The 17,376-nt window shown below is 67.3% G+C and carries 16 protein-coding genes; 9 read left to right on the top strand and 7 right to left on the bottom strand.

The annotated features are described in order from the left end of the window. The first annotated feature begins 5 nt into the window (after positions 1–5). Positions 6–1,385, top strand: a complete 1,380-nt coding sequence (gene gad / locus AC1DZV_RS04375; protein WP_476951504.1) for a glutamate decarboxylase — start codon at positions 6–8, stop codon at positions 1,383–1,385. A gap of 41 nt (positions 1,386–1,426) precedes the next feature. Here the strand turns inward: gad and AC1DZV_RS04370 are convergent, their stop codons facing one another. Next, a complete protein-coding gene (locus AC1DZV_RS04370; RefSeq protein WP_476953050.1) occupies positions 1,427–2,308 on the bottom strand; it encodes a helix-turn-helix transcriptional regulator in 882 nt (293 codons plus the stop codon). 102 nt (positions 2,309–2,410) lie between these two features. Here AC1DZV_RS04370 and AC1DZV_RS04365 point away from each other — a divergent pair, with 102 nt between their 5' ends. The 5 genes from AC1DZV_RS04365 (at position 2,411) to AC1DZV_RS04345 (ending at position 6,312) form a co-directional block, all read left to right on the top strand. Beyond that, entirely contained in the window at positions 2,411–3,502 is a 1,092-nt protein-coding gene (locus AC1DZV_RS04365; RefSeq protein WP_476953049.1) for an MFS transporter, read from the top strand. A 78-nt stretch (positions 3,503–3,580) separates the two neighbouring features. Then, entirely contained in the window at positions 3,581–4,462 is an 882-nt protein-coding gene (locus AC1DZV_RS04360) for an aldo/keto reductase (protein ID WP_476953048.1), read from the top strand. Between the two features lie 20 nt (positions 4,463–4,482). After that, on the top strand, positions 4,483–5,511 hold the full coding sequence (locus AC1DZV_RS04355; protein ID WP_476953047.1) for an aldo/keto reductase: 1,029 nt from the start codon (positions 4,483–4,485) through the stop codon (positions 5,509–5,511). Between the two features lie 58 nt (positions 5,512–5,569). Then, complete coding sequence (locus AC1DZV_RS04350; RefSeq protein WP_476951499.1) at positions 5,570–5,902, top strand: carboxymuconolactone decarboxylase family protein; 333 nt, start codon at positions 5,570–5,572, stop codon at positions 5,900–5,902. An 8-nt stretch (positions 5,903–5,910) separates the two neighbouring features. Then, entirely contained in the window at positions 5,911–6,312 is a 402-nt protein-coding gene (locus AC1DZV_RS04345) for a (R)-mandelonitrile lyase (RefSeq protein WP_476951498.1), read from the top strand. A 109-nt stretch (positions 6,313–6,421) separates the two neighbouring features. Here the strand turns inward: AC1DZV_RS04345 and AC1DZV_RS04340 are convergent, their stop codons facing one another. Together AC1DZV_RS04340 and paaZ are read right to left on the bottom strand one after the other, a co-directional pair. After that, a complete protein-coding gene (locus AC1DZV_RS04340) occupies positions 6,422–6,829 on the bottom strand; it encodes a VOC family protein (RefSeq protein ID WP_476951497.1) in 408 nt (135 codons plus the stop codon). Between the two features lie 176 nt (positions 6,830–7,005). After that, the gene (paaZ, locus tag AC1DZV_RS04335) at positions 7,006–9,102 is read right to left on the bottom strand and encodes a phenylacetic acid degradation bifunctional protein PaaZ (RefSeq protein WP_476953046.1); all 2,097 of its coding nucleotides are present in this window, start codon (positions 9,100–9,102) and stop codon (positions 7,006–7,008) included. Positions 9,103–9,267: 165 nt separating this feature from the next. Between paaZ and AC1DZV_RS04330 the strand changes: the two genes are divergently transcribed. Together AC1DZV_RS04330 and AC1DZV_RS04325 are read left to right on the top strand one after the other, a co-directional pair. Further along, a complete protein-coding gene (locus AC1DZV_RS04330) occupies positions 9,268–9,684 on the top strand; it encodes a PaaI family thioesterase (protein WP_476953045.1) in 417 nt (138 codons plus the stop codon). A gap of 276 nt (positions 9,685–9,960) precedes the next feature. Then, positions 9,961–11,250 carry a globin domain-containing protein gene (locus AC1DZV_RS04325; protein ID WP_476953044.1) on the top strand — a complete coding sequence of 430 codons (1,290 nt, stop codon included), beginning with the start codon at positions 9,961–9,963 and terminating at the stop codon, positions 11,248–11,250. Between the two features lie 124 nt (positions 11,251–11,374). On the opposite strand, the gene AC1DZV_RS04320 is transcribed toward AC1DZV_RS04325, so the two are convergent. Together AC1DZV_RS04320 and AC1DZV_RS04315 are read right to left on the bottom strand one after the other, a co-directional pair. Next, a complete protein-coding gene (locus AC1DZV_RS04320) occupies positions 11,375–14,083 on the bottom strand; it encodes a S1 family peptidase (protein WP_476953043.1) in 2,709 nt (902 codons plus the stop codon). 24 nt (positions 14,084–14,107) lie between these two features. Continuing rightward, positions 14,108–14,845, bottom strand: coding sequence for a tyrosine-protein phosphatase (locus tag AC1DZV_RS04315; RefSeq protein ID WP_476951493.1), 738 nt, complete (start codon positions 14,843–14,845; stop codon positions 14,108–14,110). Between the two features lie 153 nt (positions 14,846–14,998). On the opposite strand from AC1DZV_RS04315, the gene AC1DZV_RS04310 reads away from it, so the two are divergent. Further along, positions 14,999–15,835 (top strand): SGNH/GDSL hydrolase family protein, encoded by an 837-nt coding sequence (locus AC1DZV_RS04310; RefSeq protein WP_476953042.1) that lies wholly within the window; start codon positions 14,999–15,001, stop codon positions 15,833–15,835. Here the strand turns inward: AC1DZV_RS04310 and AC1DZV_RS04305 are convergent. Both AC1DZV_RS04305 and AC1DZV_RS04300 read right to left on the bottom strand, forming a co-directional pair. After that, a complete protein-coding gene (locus tag AC1DZV_RS04305) occupies positions 15,832–16,455 on the bottom strand; it encodes a GNAT family N-acetyltransferase (RefSeq protein WP_476953041.1) in 624 nt (207 codons plus the stop codon). The two genes, AC1DZV_RS04310 and AC1DZV_RS04305, sit on opposite strands and share 4 nt — an antisense overlap. Positions 16,456–16,487: 32 nt before the next feature. Further along, positions 16,488–17,375: a 3-hydroxyacyl-CoA dehydrogenase family protein gene (locus AC1DZV_RS04300; RefSeq protein ID WP_476951490.1), complete on the bottom strand. Its 888-nt coding sequence runs from the start codon at positions 17,373–17,375 to the stop codon at positions 16,488–16,490. Between the last annotated feature and the right edge of the window lies 1 nt (position 17,376).

The raw sequence follows: 17,376 nt of genomic DNA, 5'->3' as shown, positions 1-17,376 counted from the left end.
AAGTGATGTCAATAAATTCCCAGCCGGCGGACGCCGACGTGGCAATGTTCGGCAACCGATTTGTCACCCAGGAGGTTCCGAGCCGCGAGTTCCCGGAGACCGGCATTCCTGCTGAGGACGCTTTGCGGCTGGTGTCGGAGGACCTGGCGCTGGAGGGTGATCCGGCCCGGAACCTGGCCACCTTCGTAACGACATGGATGGAGCCTCAGGCCCAGCAGATCATCGCAGCGAACCTGCACCGCAATTTCATCGACCACGCCGAATATCCCCGCACGGCCGAAATCGAGCAGCGCTGCATTCGGATGCTCGCTGACCTTTTCCACGCGCCCGGCGAGACGACGGGCGCCCGGACCCAGGGATCGTCCGAGGCGATCATGCTCGGCGGCCTGTCCCTGAAGTGGAACTGGCGCAAACGCCGCGAGGCCGCCGGCGCATCGACGTCGAGCCCTAACCTGGTGTTCGGCGGCGACGTGCATGTTGTGTGGGAGAAGTTCTGCCGCTACTTCGACGTCGAGCCGCGGATCGTGCCGCTGCAGCCGGGGAAGTACACGATCGGCCCGGAGGACGTGGAGGCCCATATCGATGAGAACACCATCGGCGTCGCAGCCGTGCTGGGCACGACGTTCACTGGGCACAAAGACGACATCGTCGGCATCAACGACCTGCTGGTCCGGATCAAGGGTGAGCGGGGCCTTGATGTGCCGCTGCACGTGGACGGGGCCAGTGGGGGTTTTGTCTGGCCCTTCCTGTACCCGGACTCCGAGTGGGACTTCCGGCTCGAGCAGGTCCGCTCGATCAATGTCTCCGGGCACAAGTTTGGACTGGTCTATCCCGGCATCGGCTGGCTGATCTTCCGGGAGAAGGCCGATCTGGCCAAGGACCTTGTTTTTGAGGAGAACTACCTCGGCAAGACCGACTCGACGTTCACCCTGAACTTCTCCACCGGCTCGTCGATGGTTCTCGCCCAGTACTACAACTTTGTGCGCTACGGCCGCGCCGGTTACACCTACATCATGCAGAACATGCAGACCAACGCCCGCGCCCTCGCCGAGAAGTTGGAGGCCATGGGCCGGTTCGAGATCATCGGCCCTGACGAGGAGCAGCTTCCCCTGGTTGCGTTCCGGCTCGCCGCCGACCCCGGGTACGACGAGTTCGACATTGCCTGGCAGCTCTCGGCCGAACGCGGCTGGATGGTGCCGGCCTACACCCTGCCGCCGAACGCCCAGAACGTGACGATCATGCGTGCGCTGGTCAAGGAAACGATGAGCCGCGAGCACGTCGACACGCTCGCCCGGGATATCGATGAGGCGTGCTCAACGCTGGCGAAGAAGGGCGGCGCGCACGAATCCGAACGAAAGAAGATTGTCACCGGACCCGGGCATTGACTGGGTGGCGCCAACAATGAGCGCGGTGGAGGAACGGTCGGTCATTTCTTCTCCCTGACTGCGGCCGCTGCCGTTTCGCGCTGGGTGGCGGCCCAGCTGGCGAGGACTTTCAGGGCGTCCTCGGAGGGTGTCCCGGGATCTGCCGTGTAGACGTTGATGCGCAGCCCCGGGTCCGCGGGCAGTTCCAGTGCCTCGAAGCTCAGGTCCAGGTCCCCCACGATCGGGTGGTGGAGCCGTTTGCGGCCGGTGCGGTGGTACTTCACGTCGTGCCTCGCCCACCGGGTGCGGAACTCCTCGCTGCGGGTCGAAAGCTCTCCGACCAGGTCCGTGAGGTCCCTGTCGTAGGGGTTTTTCCCGGCGGTGGACCTCAGGACCGCGACGATGTCGTCCGCGCTGCGTTCCCAATCGGCGAAGAACTCCCGCGCTTTCGGGTTCAGGAAGGTGAACCGTGCACTGTTCGGCGGAGTGACGTGCTCAGCCATCATGTCCAGGTAGAGGGCACGGCCGAGTTCGTTGGCGGCAAGGACATCCCCGCGGTCGTTGCGGACCCAGGCCGGTGCCGTCGTGATCGCATCAATGACGCGTTGCACGCTCGGCCGCACCGTCTGCGGGCTGCGCTTTCGCCGCACCCGGGGAGCGGCCGTGGCCGCGCGGGCCAGGTCAAAAAGGTGGGCCGTCTCGGCGTCGTCAAGCTTCAGTGCACGGCAGAGGGCTTCAAGGACGCTGTCCGAGGCGCCGGAGAGGTTTCCGCGCTCAAGGCGTATGTAGTAATCGATGCTCATCCCGGCGAGCATCGCGACTTCCTCGCGGCGCAGCCCGGTAACGCGGCGGTTTCCGCCGTAGACCGGGAGGCCGGCCTGTTCTGGCGTGATCCTGGCACGGCGGGAGGTCAGGAACTTCCGCACGTCGTCGCTGTGTGTCATGGCCTCCACGCTACCCGCGGCCTATGCGACGAGGGAGGCACTGGCATTACCCGGAACGTCCGTGACTCCCCGCCGTTGAGAAATCACGGTTCCATGGAAAACATGAATCCTGCACCCGCAACTGCTGCCCACCCGGCGGCGATCCTGGCGATCATCCTTGCCAGCTACTTCATGATCCTGCTGGACAACTCGGTCATCTTCACGGCCCTGCCGGGCCTGCAGGCCGATCTCCAGCTGGGCACCGGGGAGCTTGCCTGGGTCCAGGATGCGTACACGCTGGTCTTCGGCGGCCTGCTGCTTCTCGGCGCCCGGGGCGGCGATCGTCGCGCCCGCCGCTTCGACCTGTTCGGCGCGCTCAGCGCGACCCTGGGTGTCGGCGCCCTCGTGTTCGGCATCATCAACACCGCCGACGCGGGCTGGGCCTCCCCCGCCACGGGCACGGCCGTCACCGCCGGCATCGTGCTCCTCGTCGTGTTTGTGCTGATCAAACGCAGGGCCGCCCAGCCGATCATGCCGCTGCGGCTGTTCGCCAGCCGCCGCCGCGCCGGCGCCTATGTTGCACGGTTCCTGTATCTGGGCGCAATGATTGCATTCTTCTTCTTCACCACCCAGTTCCTGCAGGAGGTCCTCGGCTTCGACCCCCTGCAGGCCGGCATGGGATTCCTGCCCATGACTGCCGTCAACTTCGCCGTCGCAATGAGTATCCCGCGGCTCGTAAACCGGATGCCGGGTTCCATTCCCCTTGTGGCCGGCATCCTGATCACCCTTGCCGGGATGTTCTGGCTCAGCCGGGTCGGCGTCGACTCCTCCTACCTGACGGGCGTCGCTTTCCCGATGGTCCTTATCGGAGCCGGACAGGGCTTGGCTTTTGCGCCCCTTACGTCGTTTGGCATCGTTGGTGCGCCCGCGGCCGACGCCGGCGCGGCGTCGGCCCTGGTGAACACCTTCCACCAGGTCGGCACCTGCCTCGGGCTGGGCATCGCGGTCGCGGCCGCAGCCACCGTCCCGGCCGCCGGCTCTGCCGCAGCGCACCTGGCCGCGCAGGTCAGCGCTGCCCTCACCACGGGCAGTGTCCTCCTGCTCCTGGCCCTGGCTGTCACCGCGGCCCTCATCCTGCCCGCTGATCTGGCCGCCCGCCGGGTCCTGATACCGCTCGGGGCCGCACCCGCACCCCTGGCCGAGGCCGCCCGCTGACCTGTCTACATCCGAAAAGGGGGTACTCACGTGCCCTCCCACAATCCCGCACACCTGAATACCGTGAAAGGCATGCACATGGAACTTACTCTCAATAACGGCGTCAGGATGCCCGCCCTCGGACTGGGCGTCTTCCAAAGCGCGCCGGAGCAAACGACGGCGGCCGTCGAAGCGGCGCTGGCGGCCGGCTACCGGCACATCGACACTGCCGCGGCGTACGGCAACGAGCGGGAGGTCGGTGAGGGCATCCGCAATTCGGGCCTGGACCGTTCCGACGTGTTCATCGAGACCAAAGTCTGGGTCAGCGACTACGGGTACGACCAGACGCTGCACGCCTGGGAGAAGGCTGTTGGCAAGTTGGGCGTCGACTACCTGGACCTGTTCATCCTGCATCAGCCCGCCCCCGACCGCTTCGAGAGAACTGTCGGCGCGTACAAGGCCCTGGAGACCCTAATTGCTGACGGTCGCGTCCGGGCGATCGGTGTCAGCAACTTCATGCCGCACCACCTGGTGCAGTTGCTGGCGGCCACAGACGTCGTCCCGGCGGTGAACCAGATTGAGCTGCACCCGTACTTCGCCCAGCCGGCCGTCCAGGCAACGGACACCGAACACGGCATCCTTACCCAGGCGTGGTCACCGATTGGCGGCATCACTTTTTACCCCGGATGGGGCGAGAAGCGCAGGAACGTGATGGAAGACCCAACGATCGCCGGCATCGGACAAACACACGGAAAGAGCCCCGCCCAGGTCATGATCCGCTGGCACCTGCAGCAGGGCCGCTCAGCCATCCCGAAGTCGACCAACCCCGCACGCATCGCGGAGAACTTCGACGTCTTCGACTTCGAACTCGGCGCCGACGAACTCGCCGCCATCGATGCACTCGACACCGGCGTGCGCAACGGACCGGATCCCGACGAGGCCCGCGAAGAACGCTTCGCCATGGTCATCCCCGAAGCCTGAGACAGAGAGAAGCCACCACCATGAAATACCGTCCCCTTGGCCGCACAGGCGTCCAGGTCAGTCCCTTGTGCCTCGGCGCGATGATGTTCGGCCCCTGGGGCAACAATGACACCGCGGCCTCCATTCGAATCATCCACCGCGCCCTCGACGCGGGCATCAACTTCATCGACACCGCCGATGTCTACTCCGGCGGGGCATCCGAGGAAATCGTCGGACAGGCACTGGAAGGCCGGCGTGAGGACGTATTCCTCGCCACGAAGTTCTTCATGCCCATGAGCGAGGACGATCCCAACCAGCGGGGTGGATCCCGCCGCTGGATCATGCGGGCGGTGGAAGACTCCCTTCGCCGCTTGAAGACGGATTACATCGACCTCTACCAGGTGCACCGGCCCAGCCCGGATACCGACGTCGAGGAGACTCTCGGCGCCCTCAGCGACCTGGTCCGCCAAGGGAAGGTGCGGTACGTCGGCTCCTCGTCGTATTCCGGGTCGCAGATCGTGGAAGCCCAGTGGGCATCCCGGGAACGCAACCTCGAGCGGTTTGTCACCGAGCAGCCGCCGTACTCGATCCTGGTCCGCGGTATCGAGGAGGACATCCTTCCCACGGTGCAGCGCCACGGCATGGGCACCCTGACCTATAGCCCGCTCAGCGGCGGCTGGCTCTCCGGGCGCTGGCGCAAAAACGCAGCCTCCGCGCCCACTTCAACCGCGCGTCCGAACGCCCGGTTCGACATGACGAGCCCGGCCAACCAGCGCAAGCTCGACATCGTCGAAGACCTCGCCCGCCTCGCTGAACAAGCCGGGCTGACGCTCATCGAACTGGCCATCGCCTTCGTGATCAACCACCCCGGCGTCACGGCCGCCATCGTGGGACCGCGCACCATGGAACAGCTCGAGTCTTACCTGCCCGCCGCGGACATCACCTTGGCCAGCGACGTGCTGGACCGCATCGACCAGCTCGTCGCACCCGGCGTTACCGTCAACCCGGACGACAACAGCTACGGCGCCACCGAACTCACGCCCCTGGCGCGGCGACGGAAACAACTGTGACCAACGAGGCGGTTGAAGCCCTGCAGCAATTCGAACTTCCACTGAAAGAAGGAAAATCATGACTGACCAACCCCAACAGGTCGGCGGAGGCCGGAACATGTTCGGAGACTTCGCCCCAAAGCTCGCCGAGCTCACCGACGACGTCCTGTTCGCGGACGTCTGGAACCGCCCGGAGCTTCCGGCCCGTGACCGCAGCCTAATCACCGTCGCCGTACTCACCGCCGGCGGCAACACCGAGCAGCTCGGCTTCCACCTTGGCCGCGCCATGGAGAACGGCGTCACCCGGGAAGAACTCATCGAAGCCATCACCCATGTCACGCTCTACGCAGGCTGGCCCAAGGGCATGGCCGCCATGGGCGTCGCCAAGCGACTCTTCACCGAGAGCGAGTAAGGATCACCATGAACATCGAACCCACTGTCCCCACTGCGAAGAACCCGCCGGCCCGGTTCGCCGGCGACGTCTGGCTCGATCCGATCGCGCTCCCGCACGAGCCGGATCAGACGATGGTGGTCGCGACCGTCCGTTTCGCGCCCGGAGCCCGCACCGCCTGGCACTCCCACGAACACGGCCAGTACCTCCGCGTCACCCAGGGAGTCGGCCGGTTCGGAACCCGGGACGGCAAGATCGTCGAAGTCCACCCCGGCCAGACGATCTACACGCCGCCCGGCGAGGAGCACTGGCACGCGGCCGCCCCTGGCTGCTTCATGGAACATATCGCCATGCTCCAGAACGGCGAGGACCCAGCGACGACCACCACGTGGGGCGAGCACATCACCGACGACGAGTACAACGGAAGCTGACCAGCCCGCGAAACACTGGCAGGCGGCGAGGCGCCCTGGATGACCGCGGGCAACAGAAAAGGGCGCCCCGCTGAGCCGGAGCGCCCGAAAATCCGCCGTTGCCCGCCGTTTAGAGCTGGTAATCAGCTGCCGTGGTGATGTTCTCGTGCACGCACAGAACATTGTGCTCGGAGTCCATGAACCAGGCGCACTTCTCTGAATCCGTTGTACAAATATGGTTCTCGGTCTTGAGGTCCGGGCGATCGTAGTCCTGGAACATGACGCCCTTGGCTTCCATTTCCTGGACCGTGCGCTCGATCTCGCTGACTTCGAAGCTCAGGGTGGTGTGCTCTGAATGCTTTCCATCCTTGACTGGCATCAGCTGCAGCATTGGGCCGCCTTCTGAGCCGAACATTTCGCTTCCGTCATCTGCCACGCCACGGTGCGGGAGCCCCAAAGTGTCCGCGTAGAAATGCCGGGCACGCGCTGCATCATCAACTGGCAGGACTGTTGTGGCTTTATTGAGTACTAGGGTCATTTCGCCACCTCCTACGAGCAAGATTTTACGCCGGAGCGGGATGGAAAGAGCCTACAAATTGCGCCTCCGAACAAGCAACGCTCCCCCACTCGCGGCAGAACAACAGCGGACGCTCCCGCACTAGTGAGGGAGCGTCCGCGCTGGACCCGCAGGACGGGAGGGAGCGTCGGGTGAGGCTACTTCTCGACGAGGGTCAGGACGTCGTAAGTCGCGACGATTTCGTCGTTCTGGTTGGTCAGGACGGCGTCCCAGGCCACCTCGCCGTACTCGTCGGTCTCGCGCGGGGTGATCTTCTTGGCCGTCAGGGTCACGCGGATGGAATCGCCCGCGGCCACGGGGGTGATGAACCGCAGGTTCTCCAGGCCGTAGTTGGCCAGGACCGGACCCGGCGCGGGCTCCACGAACAGGCCGGCGGCCCAGCTGAGCAGGAGGTAGCCGTGCGCCACGATGCCCGGGAAGAAGGGGTTGGCCGCGGCGGCTTCCTGGTTGGTGTGGGCGTAGAAGGTGTCGCCGGTGGAGTTCGCGAACTTGGTGATTTCCTCCAGCGAGACCTCCCGCAGCTCCGAGCGGATGGCGTCGCCGATGTGCAGGGTGGCGAGGGATTTCCGGAACGGGTGCTGGCCCTCGGTCTCGAGCGTGAAGTTACGGTCCGCTCCGGTGTGCCAGACGCCGGTGACGGCGGTGAGCATGTTCGGCGAGCCCTGGATGGCGGTGCGCTGCATGTGGTGCATCACCGAGCGGATGCCGCCGAGCTCCTCGCCGCCGCCGGCGCGGCCGGGACCGCCGTGGACCAGGTGCGGGACCGGGGAGCCGTGGCCGGTGGAGCTGCGGGCGTCCTCGCGGTTGAGCATGAGCACGCGGCCGTGGTGGGCCGCGATGCCGGTGACCAGCTGCTGGGCCACGGCGGGATCGTTCGTGCAGACCGAGGCGACCAGCGAGCCACCGCCGCGGGCGGCGAGGCGGACGGCGTCGGCCAGGTCCGTGTAGCCGATCACCGAGGACACCGGGCCGAATGCCTCGAGCGAGTGGACCTCCTCGGCCTCCGGGTTGGCCCAGCTCAGCAGGACCGGGGACATGAAGGCGCCGCCGTCGACGACGCCGATGCTGCCGTCCGCGCTGGTGACCTTGGGCGCATCGAGCGTGCCGTAGGCAAGCTCCCCACCGGCGTCGAGCATGGACTGTACGGCGGCGCGCACGTCGGCAAGCTGCTCAAGGGAGGCCAGGGCGCCCATGGTGACGCCCTCGGCGCGGGGATCACCGAGCACGACGCGTTCGCGGATGCGGTCCCCCACGGCGGCGGTGACGTCGGCGACGAGTTCCTGCGGCACGATCGCGCGGCGGATCGAGGTGCATTTCTGGCCGGCCTTGGCGGTCATCTCGGTGACGAGGGACTTGATGAAGGCGTCGAATTCCGGTGTGCCCTTGACCGCATCCGGGCCCAGGATCGCGGCATTCAGGGAGTCGGTCTCGGACGTGAAGCGGACCCCGCCCTTGACCACATTGGGGTGCGACTTGAGCGTGTTGGCGGTCGACGCGGAGCCGGTGAAGGCCACGAGGTCGCGGTAGTCCAGGTGGTCCAGCAGCGTGCGGACCGAGCCGGAAATCAGCTGCAGCGAGCCGGCGGGCAGGATGCCGGATTCGTCGATCGCCTTGACGACGGCGGCGGCCACGTACCCGGTGGGGGTGGCGGGCTTGACGATGGTGGGGACTCCGGCGAGGAAGGCCGGGGCAAGCTTCTCCAGCATGCCCCAGACAGGGAAGTTGAAGGCGTTAATCTGCACGGCGACCCCGGGGATGCGGGTGTAGATGTGCTCACCGGCGAACGAGCCGTCGCGGGACAGCACCTCCATGGGGCCATCCACCACCACCTGGGAGTTGGGCAGCTCCCGGCGGCCCTTGGACCCGAAGGTGAACAGGACGCCGATGCCGCCGTCGATGTCGATCATGGAGTCGATCTTGGTGGCGCCGGTCTGCGCCGAGAGCGCGTAGAACTCCTCGCGGCGGCCATTGAGGTACTGCGCCAGTTCCTTGAGCTTGAGCGCGCGCTGGTGGAAGGTCAGCGTGCCAAGTTCCGCCTGGCCGGTGGTGCGGCCGTAATCCACGACGGCGGCGAGGTCGAGCCCCTCGGTGCTCACCTTCGCCAGGAGCTCGCCGGTGCTGGCGTCCAGAACCGGCGCCGCGCCGGCGGCGTCGTCGGGAGTCCACCAGGAACCCCGGATGAAACTGGGAACGATCTCGACAGTGTCTACTGCGGGTGCGGCTGTGGTGGTCATCGTTGACGGGTCCTTCCAACGGGGGAGCAAGATCAACACGGCCGGAACATTACTGACCGTCCGTTCGGTAATATGATCTACAGTACATGAATGAGGCCTGCCGCACACTAGCCGCGGCGGCACCGACCGTCCGGGACCCGGCCGGCCGGCAACAAAGGAGACGCTATGACGCCCGAGACCGGCAGCACCGAGTCGTGGAAGATCACCCTGGGGGAACTCGACGAGAAGATGGGTGTGAAGATCGTCGAGGAGTCCGTGGACCGCGTGGTCGCGACCATGCCGGTGGAGGGCAACCGGCAGTCGTTCGGGCTCCTGCACGGCGGCGCCTCACTGGCCGTGGGCGAGGCCGTGGGGTCCTGGGCCGCCGTCATCCACGCCAGCACCCTGGGCAAGACGGCGGTGGGCGTCGACGTCTCGGCCACGCACCACAAGTCGGCCCGCGAGGGACTGATCACGATCACGGCCACCCCTATCCATCTGGGCGGCACCCTGACCACCCACGAGGTGCTGATCACGAACGAGACCGGCCAGCGAATCTGCACGCTGCGGATCACCAACCTGCTGCTGGACCGCAAGGCCTGAGCACCCCCGCCCGTCGAGGTCGCGATTCGGTCCCCCGCCCGTCGAGGTCGCCGGAACGCTGCGGGTTCGCCGTATCTTTCCGGCGACCCTGCCACTTTCCGGCGAGCCGGGGCCTGAGCGGGTGAGCACCCGGGCCTGAGCACGCGCCTACACCGGCCCCCGCCCCCGATGTAGGGCCGATCGGCCCGGAAGGCACGGTGCCGCGGCTGTTAGCTTTGAAGTGCTGAGTCGCCCGGCACCGCCGGGTATCACCGGTCTCACCGGAAGGGATCCACCATGCTCTCAGACACCTCACTTCCCGTCATTCAGGCAACGCTGCCCGTAGTCGGCGAGCATATCGAGGAGATCGCCAAGCGCTTCTACAAACATATGTTCGAGGCGCAGCCGGATCTCCTGGACGGCCTCTTCAACCGGGGAAACCAGGCGGATGGCCGCCAGCAGCAGGCGCTCGCCGGATCCATCGCGGCATTCGCCGGCATGCTCGTGGAGAAACCGGACCAGGTGCCGGACCATCTGCTCTCCCGGGTGGCCCACAAACACGTCTCGCTGGGACTAAGCCCGGACCAGTACCAGATTGTCCACGACCACCTCATGTGGGCGATCGTGGATGTTCTGGGCGATGCCGTCACTCCCGAGGTCGCCGCCGCCTGGGATGAGGTCTACTGGCTGATGGCGAACCTGCTTATCAACAAGGAGCGCGGGCTGTACAACGCAGTGCACCTCTCCCCCGAGACCATTTGGCGGACGTGGCGGGTGGTGCAGCGGATCCAGGAGACCGCCGACGTCATCTCGTTCGTCGTCGAGCGGACCGACGAGCGGGACGTCAAGCCGTCCCTGCCCGGGCAGTACGTGACCCTCAAGATGACCATGCCCGACGGCGTACAGCAGCCCCGGCAATACAGCCTGACCAAGGCCGACGACGGGCAGCACCGGCAGTTCGCCGTCAAGAGGGTCCACGGGCTTCCGACTCCCGACGGCGAGATGTCCAGTCTGCTCCACAATGACGTGCAGGTAGGCGACGAGGTGGTGCTCTCAGCTCCGTTCGGCGACGTTGTGCTGGAGTACACGGACAGGCCCCTGGTCATGGCCAGCGCGGGAATCGGCATCACGCCCATGGCCGGGATGCTCTCGCACCTGGTGCAGTCCGGTTCACGACGCCAGGTGATGCTGCTGCATGCAGATGACAGCGAGGCATCCTTCCCGCTCCGTGCGCAGGTCAGGGAAGATCTCGCGAAACTCGCGGACGGGACCCTGAAGACGTGGTTCCTGACTCCCGCGGAGACAGCGGGGACCGGTGAGGCGGGCGGGACCGGCGAGGCGTCCGGGACCGGCGAGGCGTCCGGGACCGGCGAGGCGTCCGGGACCGGCGGGGCGTCCGGTTCCGTGTTCTCCGGTTTCATGGACGTCAGCGACGTCGAACTCCCGGACGACGCCGAGTACTACCTCTGCGGTCCCCTGCCGTTCCTGAAGTCGGTTCGGAGCGCCTTGATTGCCGGTGGCGTCCCCGCCAAGGATATTCAGTACGAGGTATTCGGCCCGGATCTCTGGCTGGCTGACTTCCAGTAACCCGCGGCTCGCTGATTTGTCCCGAATTTGTCCCGAACGCCCGGATTCGCCCAAAACTTGCGGGGTCGCCGTAGCCATACGGCGACCCCGCGGCCTTCCGGCGAGCCCGGGCTTGGAGCCCCGGCTAACGCACCGCCCGGCGCCGGCCGAACGCCACGAAGGCCGCGCCGAGCAGCAGGGCTCCGGCGCCGAGACCCGCCAAGGGCAGGAGCCCGCCGGCGCCCGTGCTCGCCAGCTGGCCTGAGGTGTCCGGCGTGTTGCCTGGTGCCGTGTTGCCGACAACGACGGAGTTGTCCGACGGCGGGGCGGGAGCCTGCGAGGGTTTGAGTGGTCCGGCGGGGTTGACCGGCTGTTGGGCGGCCGGCCGATGCGGTGTCGGCTTCCCGTCCACGACACCCGCGGAGACGGGCGCGGCGTCGACCGTGAATGCCACGGCGGCAGGAAGCGAAGCGACCCCGTCAACGGTTTGCGTCACTGTCAGCGTGTGGGCTCCGGTGGCCAGTCCCGCAGGGAACGGGACGCTCCACCGGGGGCCTCCGGCCAGGTTCTGCGGAATCCCTGGCCGAAGGGCCGCCCGCGCCCCGGCACTGCCGGAAGCTCCCGCACTGCCAGAACCGGCAAGTACTGAGCCGATGGCCGCTCCGTCCATCGTTACTCGCACGTCGGCCCCATCAATGGCGGTGCCGGAAATGTCGATGGGAAGGCGGTCCATACGGAGATGTTTGCCCTCACGGATGCTCGAGACCGCCGGCACCGGCGGAACGACGGTGTACGTGCTGGTCGCGAAGGGGCTGTCCGCCTCTCCGGGAGCCGTGAGCACTGCCTTGACCGAGACTTTCCCGAAGAGCGGCTGATCTGCCACCTTGATGCTCCAGCGACCGTCCAGACCGATGGTCCCCGAACCGGCGACATCGCCCGACAATATAACGGTGGCGCCGGGCATACCGGTGCCGGCGATGCTGTCCAGTGCAGGAAGCGGGGTACCTGTCGGGGTCGTCACTACGGGCGCCGGAAGTGGGGCTGGTGCGATGCTGGCCGTAAAGGATGCCGGTCCAGAACGGCTGAAGCCGTTCACGGTCTCCGCTAAGAAAGCCATCCGCCCACTCGGTAGCGGAGCTCGGAAAGCCCAGTTCCCGGCAGCATCCACCGGCACTTCGAGCCTTTGCGCCCCAACGGTGATGCGGACCTTGGACTTCGGAGCCACGACGGAGGCCGGACCGGGTCCAACGTGTCCCGTAATCAGCTCACCGGCTGTGACGGTTCCGTTTGGGGCCGCGAGCGTTGGCTTGGTCAGGAACAGCTGCAGCTGCACGCCGCCGGGCACCTTGCCTGCTGCGTCCTCGAGCGTAGTCGCGATGGCCCGCGTCTGTACGCCACCCTCGTTTTCCGCCCCAGTGTGCATGCCGACGGCGAAGTTCCCGCTGATCCAAGGGCCGCCGGAGTCTCCGGGGCGGGACTTGACGGTACTGGAGTCGAAACCGCTCAGCGCCCGGAGATCGTTGTCATAGTTCGGCGGCAGGGAGTTCGGTCCGGCGATGACCCACGTGCCCACCGAATCCACGGTCCCGCACGACCAGCCCAGGCTCCGGCCGGAGCGGCACACGGGCTGACCCTGGAACGGGGCCACGGTTCCCACGATCTTCACCGACGTCGGCCCCGGAGCGGCGGGGTTGTCCCACCGCGTGACGGCGGGCTGGAGGGCCAAGCTGCTCCGGATGCCCCGGAGCACGGCGATGTCCGTGCCAATGTTCGTGCCATCCGGCGCCACTGTGGAATTGCCCGGCCCGCCGAACTGGCTGAACCCGAATGTCCCCAGTGTTCCGGCGAACGCTCCTGAACCGGCCCCGCCTGCCGCCGGCGCCGCCGCGGGATCTTCAATCTGGGTCTCCTTCGCGGTACCGTCAGCGGCGCAGTGCCCGGCGGTCAGGACCAGTGGCTCACCCGCCGGGCTGAAGGCACTGAATCCTGCCGAACACACGGTGCGGCCGTCAATGATGTACCCTTGGCCGCCAAAGAGGTCCTCTTCCGTAGCGATCCGCGATCCTTGTTCAAGCGCCACATTGGAGTAGCGGGCCACGAAATCCGCAGCGGACATCTTGGGCTTCGTGCCGGGCGCTGTCGCCGCCTGCTCGTTCAAATCGGAGGCGGGAACGGCGTCGGACGCCGGAACGGCCTGCGCCGTGTTCTGGCCGCCGGTGCGGATGACAAAGTGGCCGTCTGTGTAGGTGACGGCCTGCAGCCCGGCGGCCCCGACCTCGCGGACATAGGCCTCGAACAGTTGCTGGGTGCTGGAGGCCAGCAGCTCCGCGGCTGACGGGACAGCGGCGGCGGCCGCGGGGGCCGCAAGCAGGAAGTCGGCCGGCCCGGACCCGTTCAGTTCGGCCACGCGGGCCCGGAGCTCGGCGCCGCTGCCTTCAACCGCGATCTTGCCGCCTGAGAGGCTGATCCCCACATAACCCGGGAGGGCCCGAAGGGAGGGTGCGGCGTCGGCGGCCCGGCGGGCAAGCGCACCGGCGGCGTCGAATTCGGCGAGGGTCATGCCAAGGTCCCGCCGCACGGCCTCGGCGAGGCCGGCATCACTGATCGGCGTCGCGGACGGCACCGGAGAAGAACCGGCCAAAGGCGCGTCAGCCGGCGGCACTGGGACCGCCGTCGAAACCGGCGTCGCCATCGCCGACGCAGCCGGCGCCGGGTCGGCAGGGACTGGGGCGGGGGCGTTGGCTTCGGCCATCGCCGGGACCGCGGTCAGCGCAAAGGCAGGCACGGTACCGGCAAGCGCAATCGCGAGGGCCGCGGCGGCCCGCACCATCGGCTGGAACTTCGGAGTCTTCACTGGCCTACCCTAACTGCGCCCACCCTATCTGCCGAGCTTTCCGAGGATGGCCGCGAGTTCCGGGGTGGTCACGCCGTGGCGGAAGAGGTAGTCCGCAGTGTTCAGGGACCGGACAAATTGCAACAGGCTCTGGCCCCGGGATTCCAGCAGGGGCACCAACACGTTCTCGGGGAGGAAGCGCTCGTGGGGATGCGGGACGGCGGCGTGCCGGAGGTGCCCGTTGATGCCCCGCATGGAGCGCTGGTAGCCGTTCACAATGGCTTCGTCGCTGTCACCGGCGAGGTCCTGGAGCATGGCGGCGATCATGCCGCTCCGGTCCCGCCCCGCGGAGCAATGGATGACCACACCGCCCTCCGCGGCGGCCACCGCCTTGAAGACCCGGGCCAGCAGGTGCGGGAACAGCCTGGCGTTGTCCGCATAACAGGCGGGGTCGTTGAGGTACGGCACGCAGAGCTCGCGGAATTCGCGGTTGTCCGGGTCTTCGGTGGGGGCCAGCACGACGTCGAAACCGGCCAGGGCCTCAGCCCGCACCGGCGGATCGGTCTCCCGACGCCGGATTTCGGCTTCGTTGCGGAGGTCGATGACGGTCCGGATGCCCCGGCGGTGCACCTGCCGCCAGCCGGCCTCGGTGAGCCACTCCCGCCGTCCCATGCGGAACACGTCCCCGGCCACGTGCCACGCGTTGACGGCCCCATCCCACTCCACGGTTCCGGGCACCGCCTGCCCCTTGGCTTGGCCCAGGGGCGCTGCAGGAATCATCATCCAGAAAGCTAAGCACACGCACCGACGCGATCCGCGGCAGGATTCACAAACGTTATACACAATGGGACCATTGGCATGGTGCGGGGTTAACGCTTCGCAGCACGTTTTTCACGGCACGGGCGCTGAACCCGGGGTGCCACTGAGGAGAACACCATGGGACGTCTGAAACTTCGACGCCGGCGGACGGCTCTGGCGGCCGGTCTCGCCGCCCTGGCCATGGCGGCCGGTGTGGCGGCGGTACCGGCGGAGGCGGCGAACAGGACACGGTACGTCGCGCTCGGAGACTCCTATGCCGCCGGGCTGGGGGCGGGGCCGTACCTGGATGATTGCTACCGCAGCGAGAACAGCTATTCCGAACTCGCCGCCCACACGAAGACCATCAAACTCGTCGCCAACGCGGCCTGCAGCGGCAAGACGACCCAGGACGTCGTCAACACCCAGCTCAGGCGGTTGACCAGGAGCACCGGGCTCGTCACCATCACCGCCGGCGGCAACAACCTCCGGTTTGCGGAAATCCTCGCCTCCTGCGGCGCCGCCATGGTCAATCCCGCTGCGGGTCCGCTGTGCGATGCCGCCAGTGCCTACGCCGAGGGCCAGATCTCCAGCCATCGACTGTCCGGCGACGTGACAGCGATGATCCAGCGTGTGAAGGTTGCCGCCCCCAACGCCAAGGTTGTAGTGACGGGCTACCCCTACCTCTACGATCCGGTCGCGCCCGGCCAGGCTGATCCGATGTCCCGGTTCATCTACAAGGCCACGGTCCTGGCGGACGGCCTGAACGGCTCCATCGCCGCCGCCGCCCGGGCTACCGGAGCGGAGTACGTCGACGTCCGGGCCGCTTTCGCCGGTCACGGCGTGAACTCTGCGGTCCCGTGGATCAATTTCAGCCGTACGGCCCTCGCCAGTCCCGAAAACTTCCACCCGAACGCCCGGGGCTACGAGGCGTACTTCGCATCGCTTAACGGGGCCAAGGCCTACTCGGCACGCTAGCGCCGCTTGGCCAGCCGGGATTCGAGGGAGTTCCGGACCATCGGCCACTCATGTTCCAGGATGGAATACACAACGGTGTCCCGCAGCGCCCCGTCGGCGCTGCGCGTGTGGCTGCGGAGCACGCCGTCCTGTTTGGCCCCCAGCCGCGTGATCGCCTCGCGGGACTGGTGGTTGAGCCAGTGCGTCCGGAACTCGACGGCGGGGCAGCCCAGCGTCTCGAAGGCGTGCCGCAGCAGCAGCAACTTGGAGTCCGGGTTGCTGCCGCTGCCATGCGCGGACGCCGCGTTCCAGGTGGAGCCGATCTCCACCCGCGGCGTGGCGGCGTCGATGTTCATGTAGGTGGTCATGCCGATCACCCGGCCCGGTCCGCCCGTGGCGGGGTCGAGCAGCCGCGTGGTGAAGGGCAGCATGGCGCCGCTGTCCTGCAGGGCCAGGCGACGCTCAATCTCGGCGGCCATGTGCTGCGGGGCGGGCACGCTGGTGTACCAGAGGTGCCACAGCTCGCCGTCGCGTGCCGCCTCGACAAGGCCTTCATGGTGGTCCGGGCTCAGCGGCTCAAGGACGACGTACTTGCCGGTCAGGGTGATGGGCGCGATCGCGGGGCGGTCCAGGGAAGTCACCGCACCAACCTAGGGGCAGGCACGAATGCCCGTCACTTGGTCCAGTCGAAGAAGCCCTTGCCGGACTTGCGGCCCAGTTCGCCGCGGGCGACCTTGTCGCGGAGGATCTGCGGCGGAGCGAAACGGTCACCCAGCGTGGACTGCAGGTACTCCGCGATGCCAAGGCGCACGTCCAGGCCCACTATGTCGGTGGTCCGCAGCGGTCCCGTGGGGTGCTTGTAACCCAGCACCATGGCGTTGTCGATGTCTTCGGCGGTGGCCACGCCCTCTTCCACCATGCGCATCGCTTCGAGGGCGATCGCGACGCCCAGCCTGGAGGAGGCGAAGCCGGGCGCGTCGTTGACCACGACGGCGGTCTTGCCGAGCGCTTCGACCCACCCGCGGGCGGCCCGGGCCAGGGCGTCGGAAGTCTGCTCGCCGAGGACCACCTCGATGAGCGTCGACGCCGGCACCGGGTTGAAGAAGTGCAGGCCCAGGAAGTTCTGCGGCCGCTTCAGTTCGCGGGCCAGACCGTTGACGGAGAGCGAGGACGTGTTGGAGGCGAGGTAGGCGCCGTCGGCGAGCCGTTCCTCGATGCCGCGCAGCGCGGTGATCTTCAGGTCCCAGTCCTCCGGAACGGCCTCGACCACCAGCTGCCGGCCGGCGAAGTCGTCGTAGTCCACGGTGACCGCGAGCCGGGAAACGATCTCGTCCAGGTTGCCGTCTACGGCGCCGCGCTCAATGCTCTTGGCGGCGGCGGACTCGACCCGCTCCCGGGCGGCCTCGGCCGACGCCTCGTCGCGCTCGACGACCACGACGTTGGCTCCGTTGATCAGGAAGGCGTGGGCGATGCCTGCGCCCATGCGGCCGCCGCCGAGAACTCCCACGGAGTGGGGAAGGTTGCTGTTGGGAAGGTTGGCGGGGAGTACGGAGTTGCCCATG

The sequence above is a fragment of the Arthrobacter sp. P1_D12 genome, from assembly GCF_056406175.1.
Note: the sequence above shows the minus strand (reverse complement) of the source record. Positions and strands in the feature narration are given on the sequence as shown.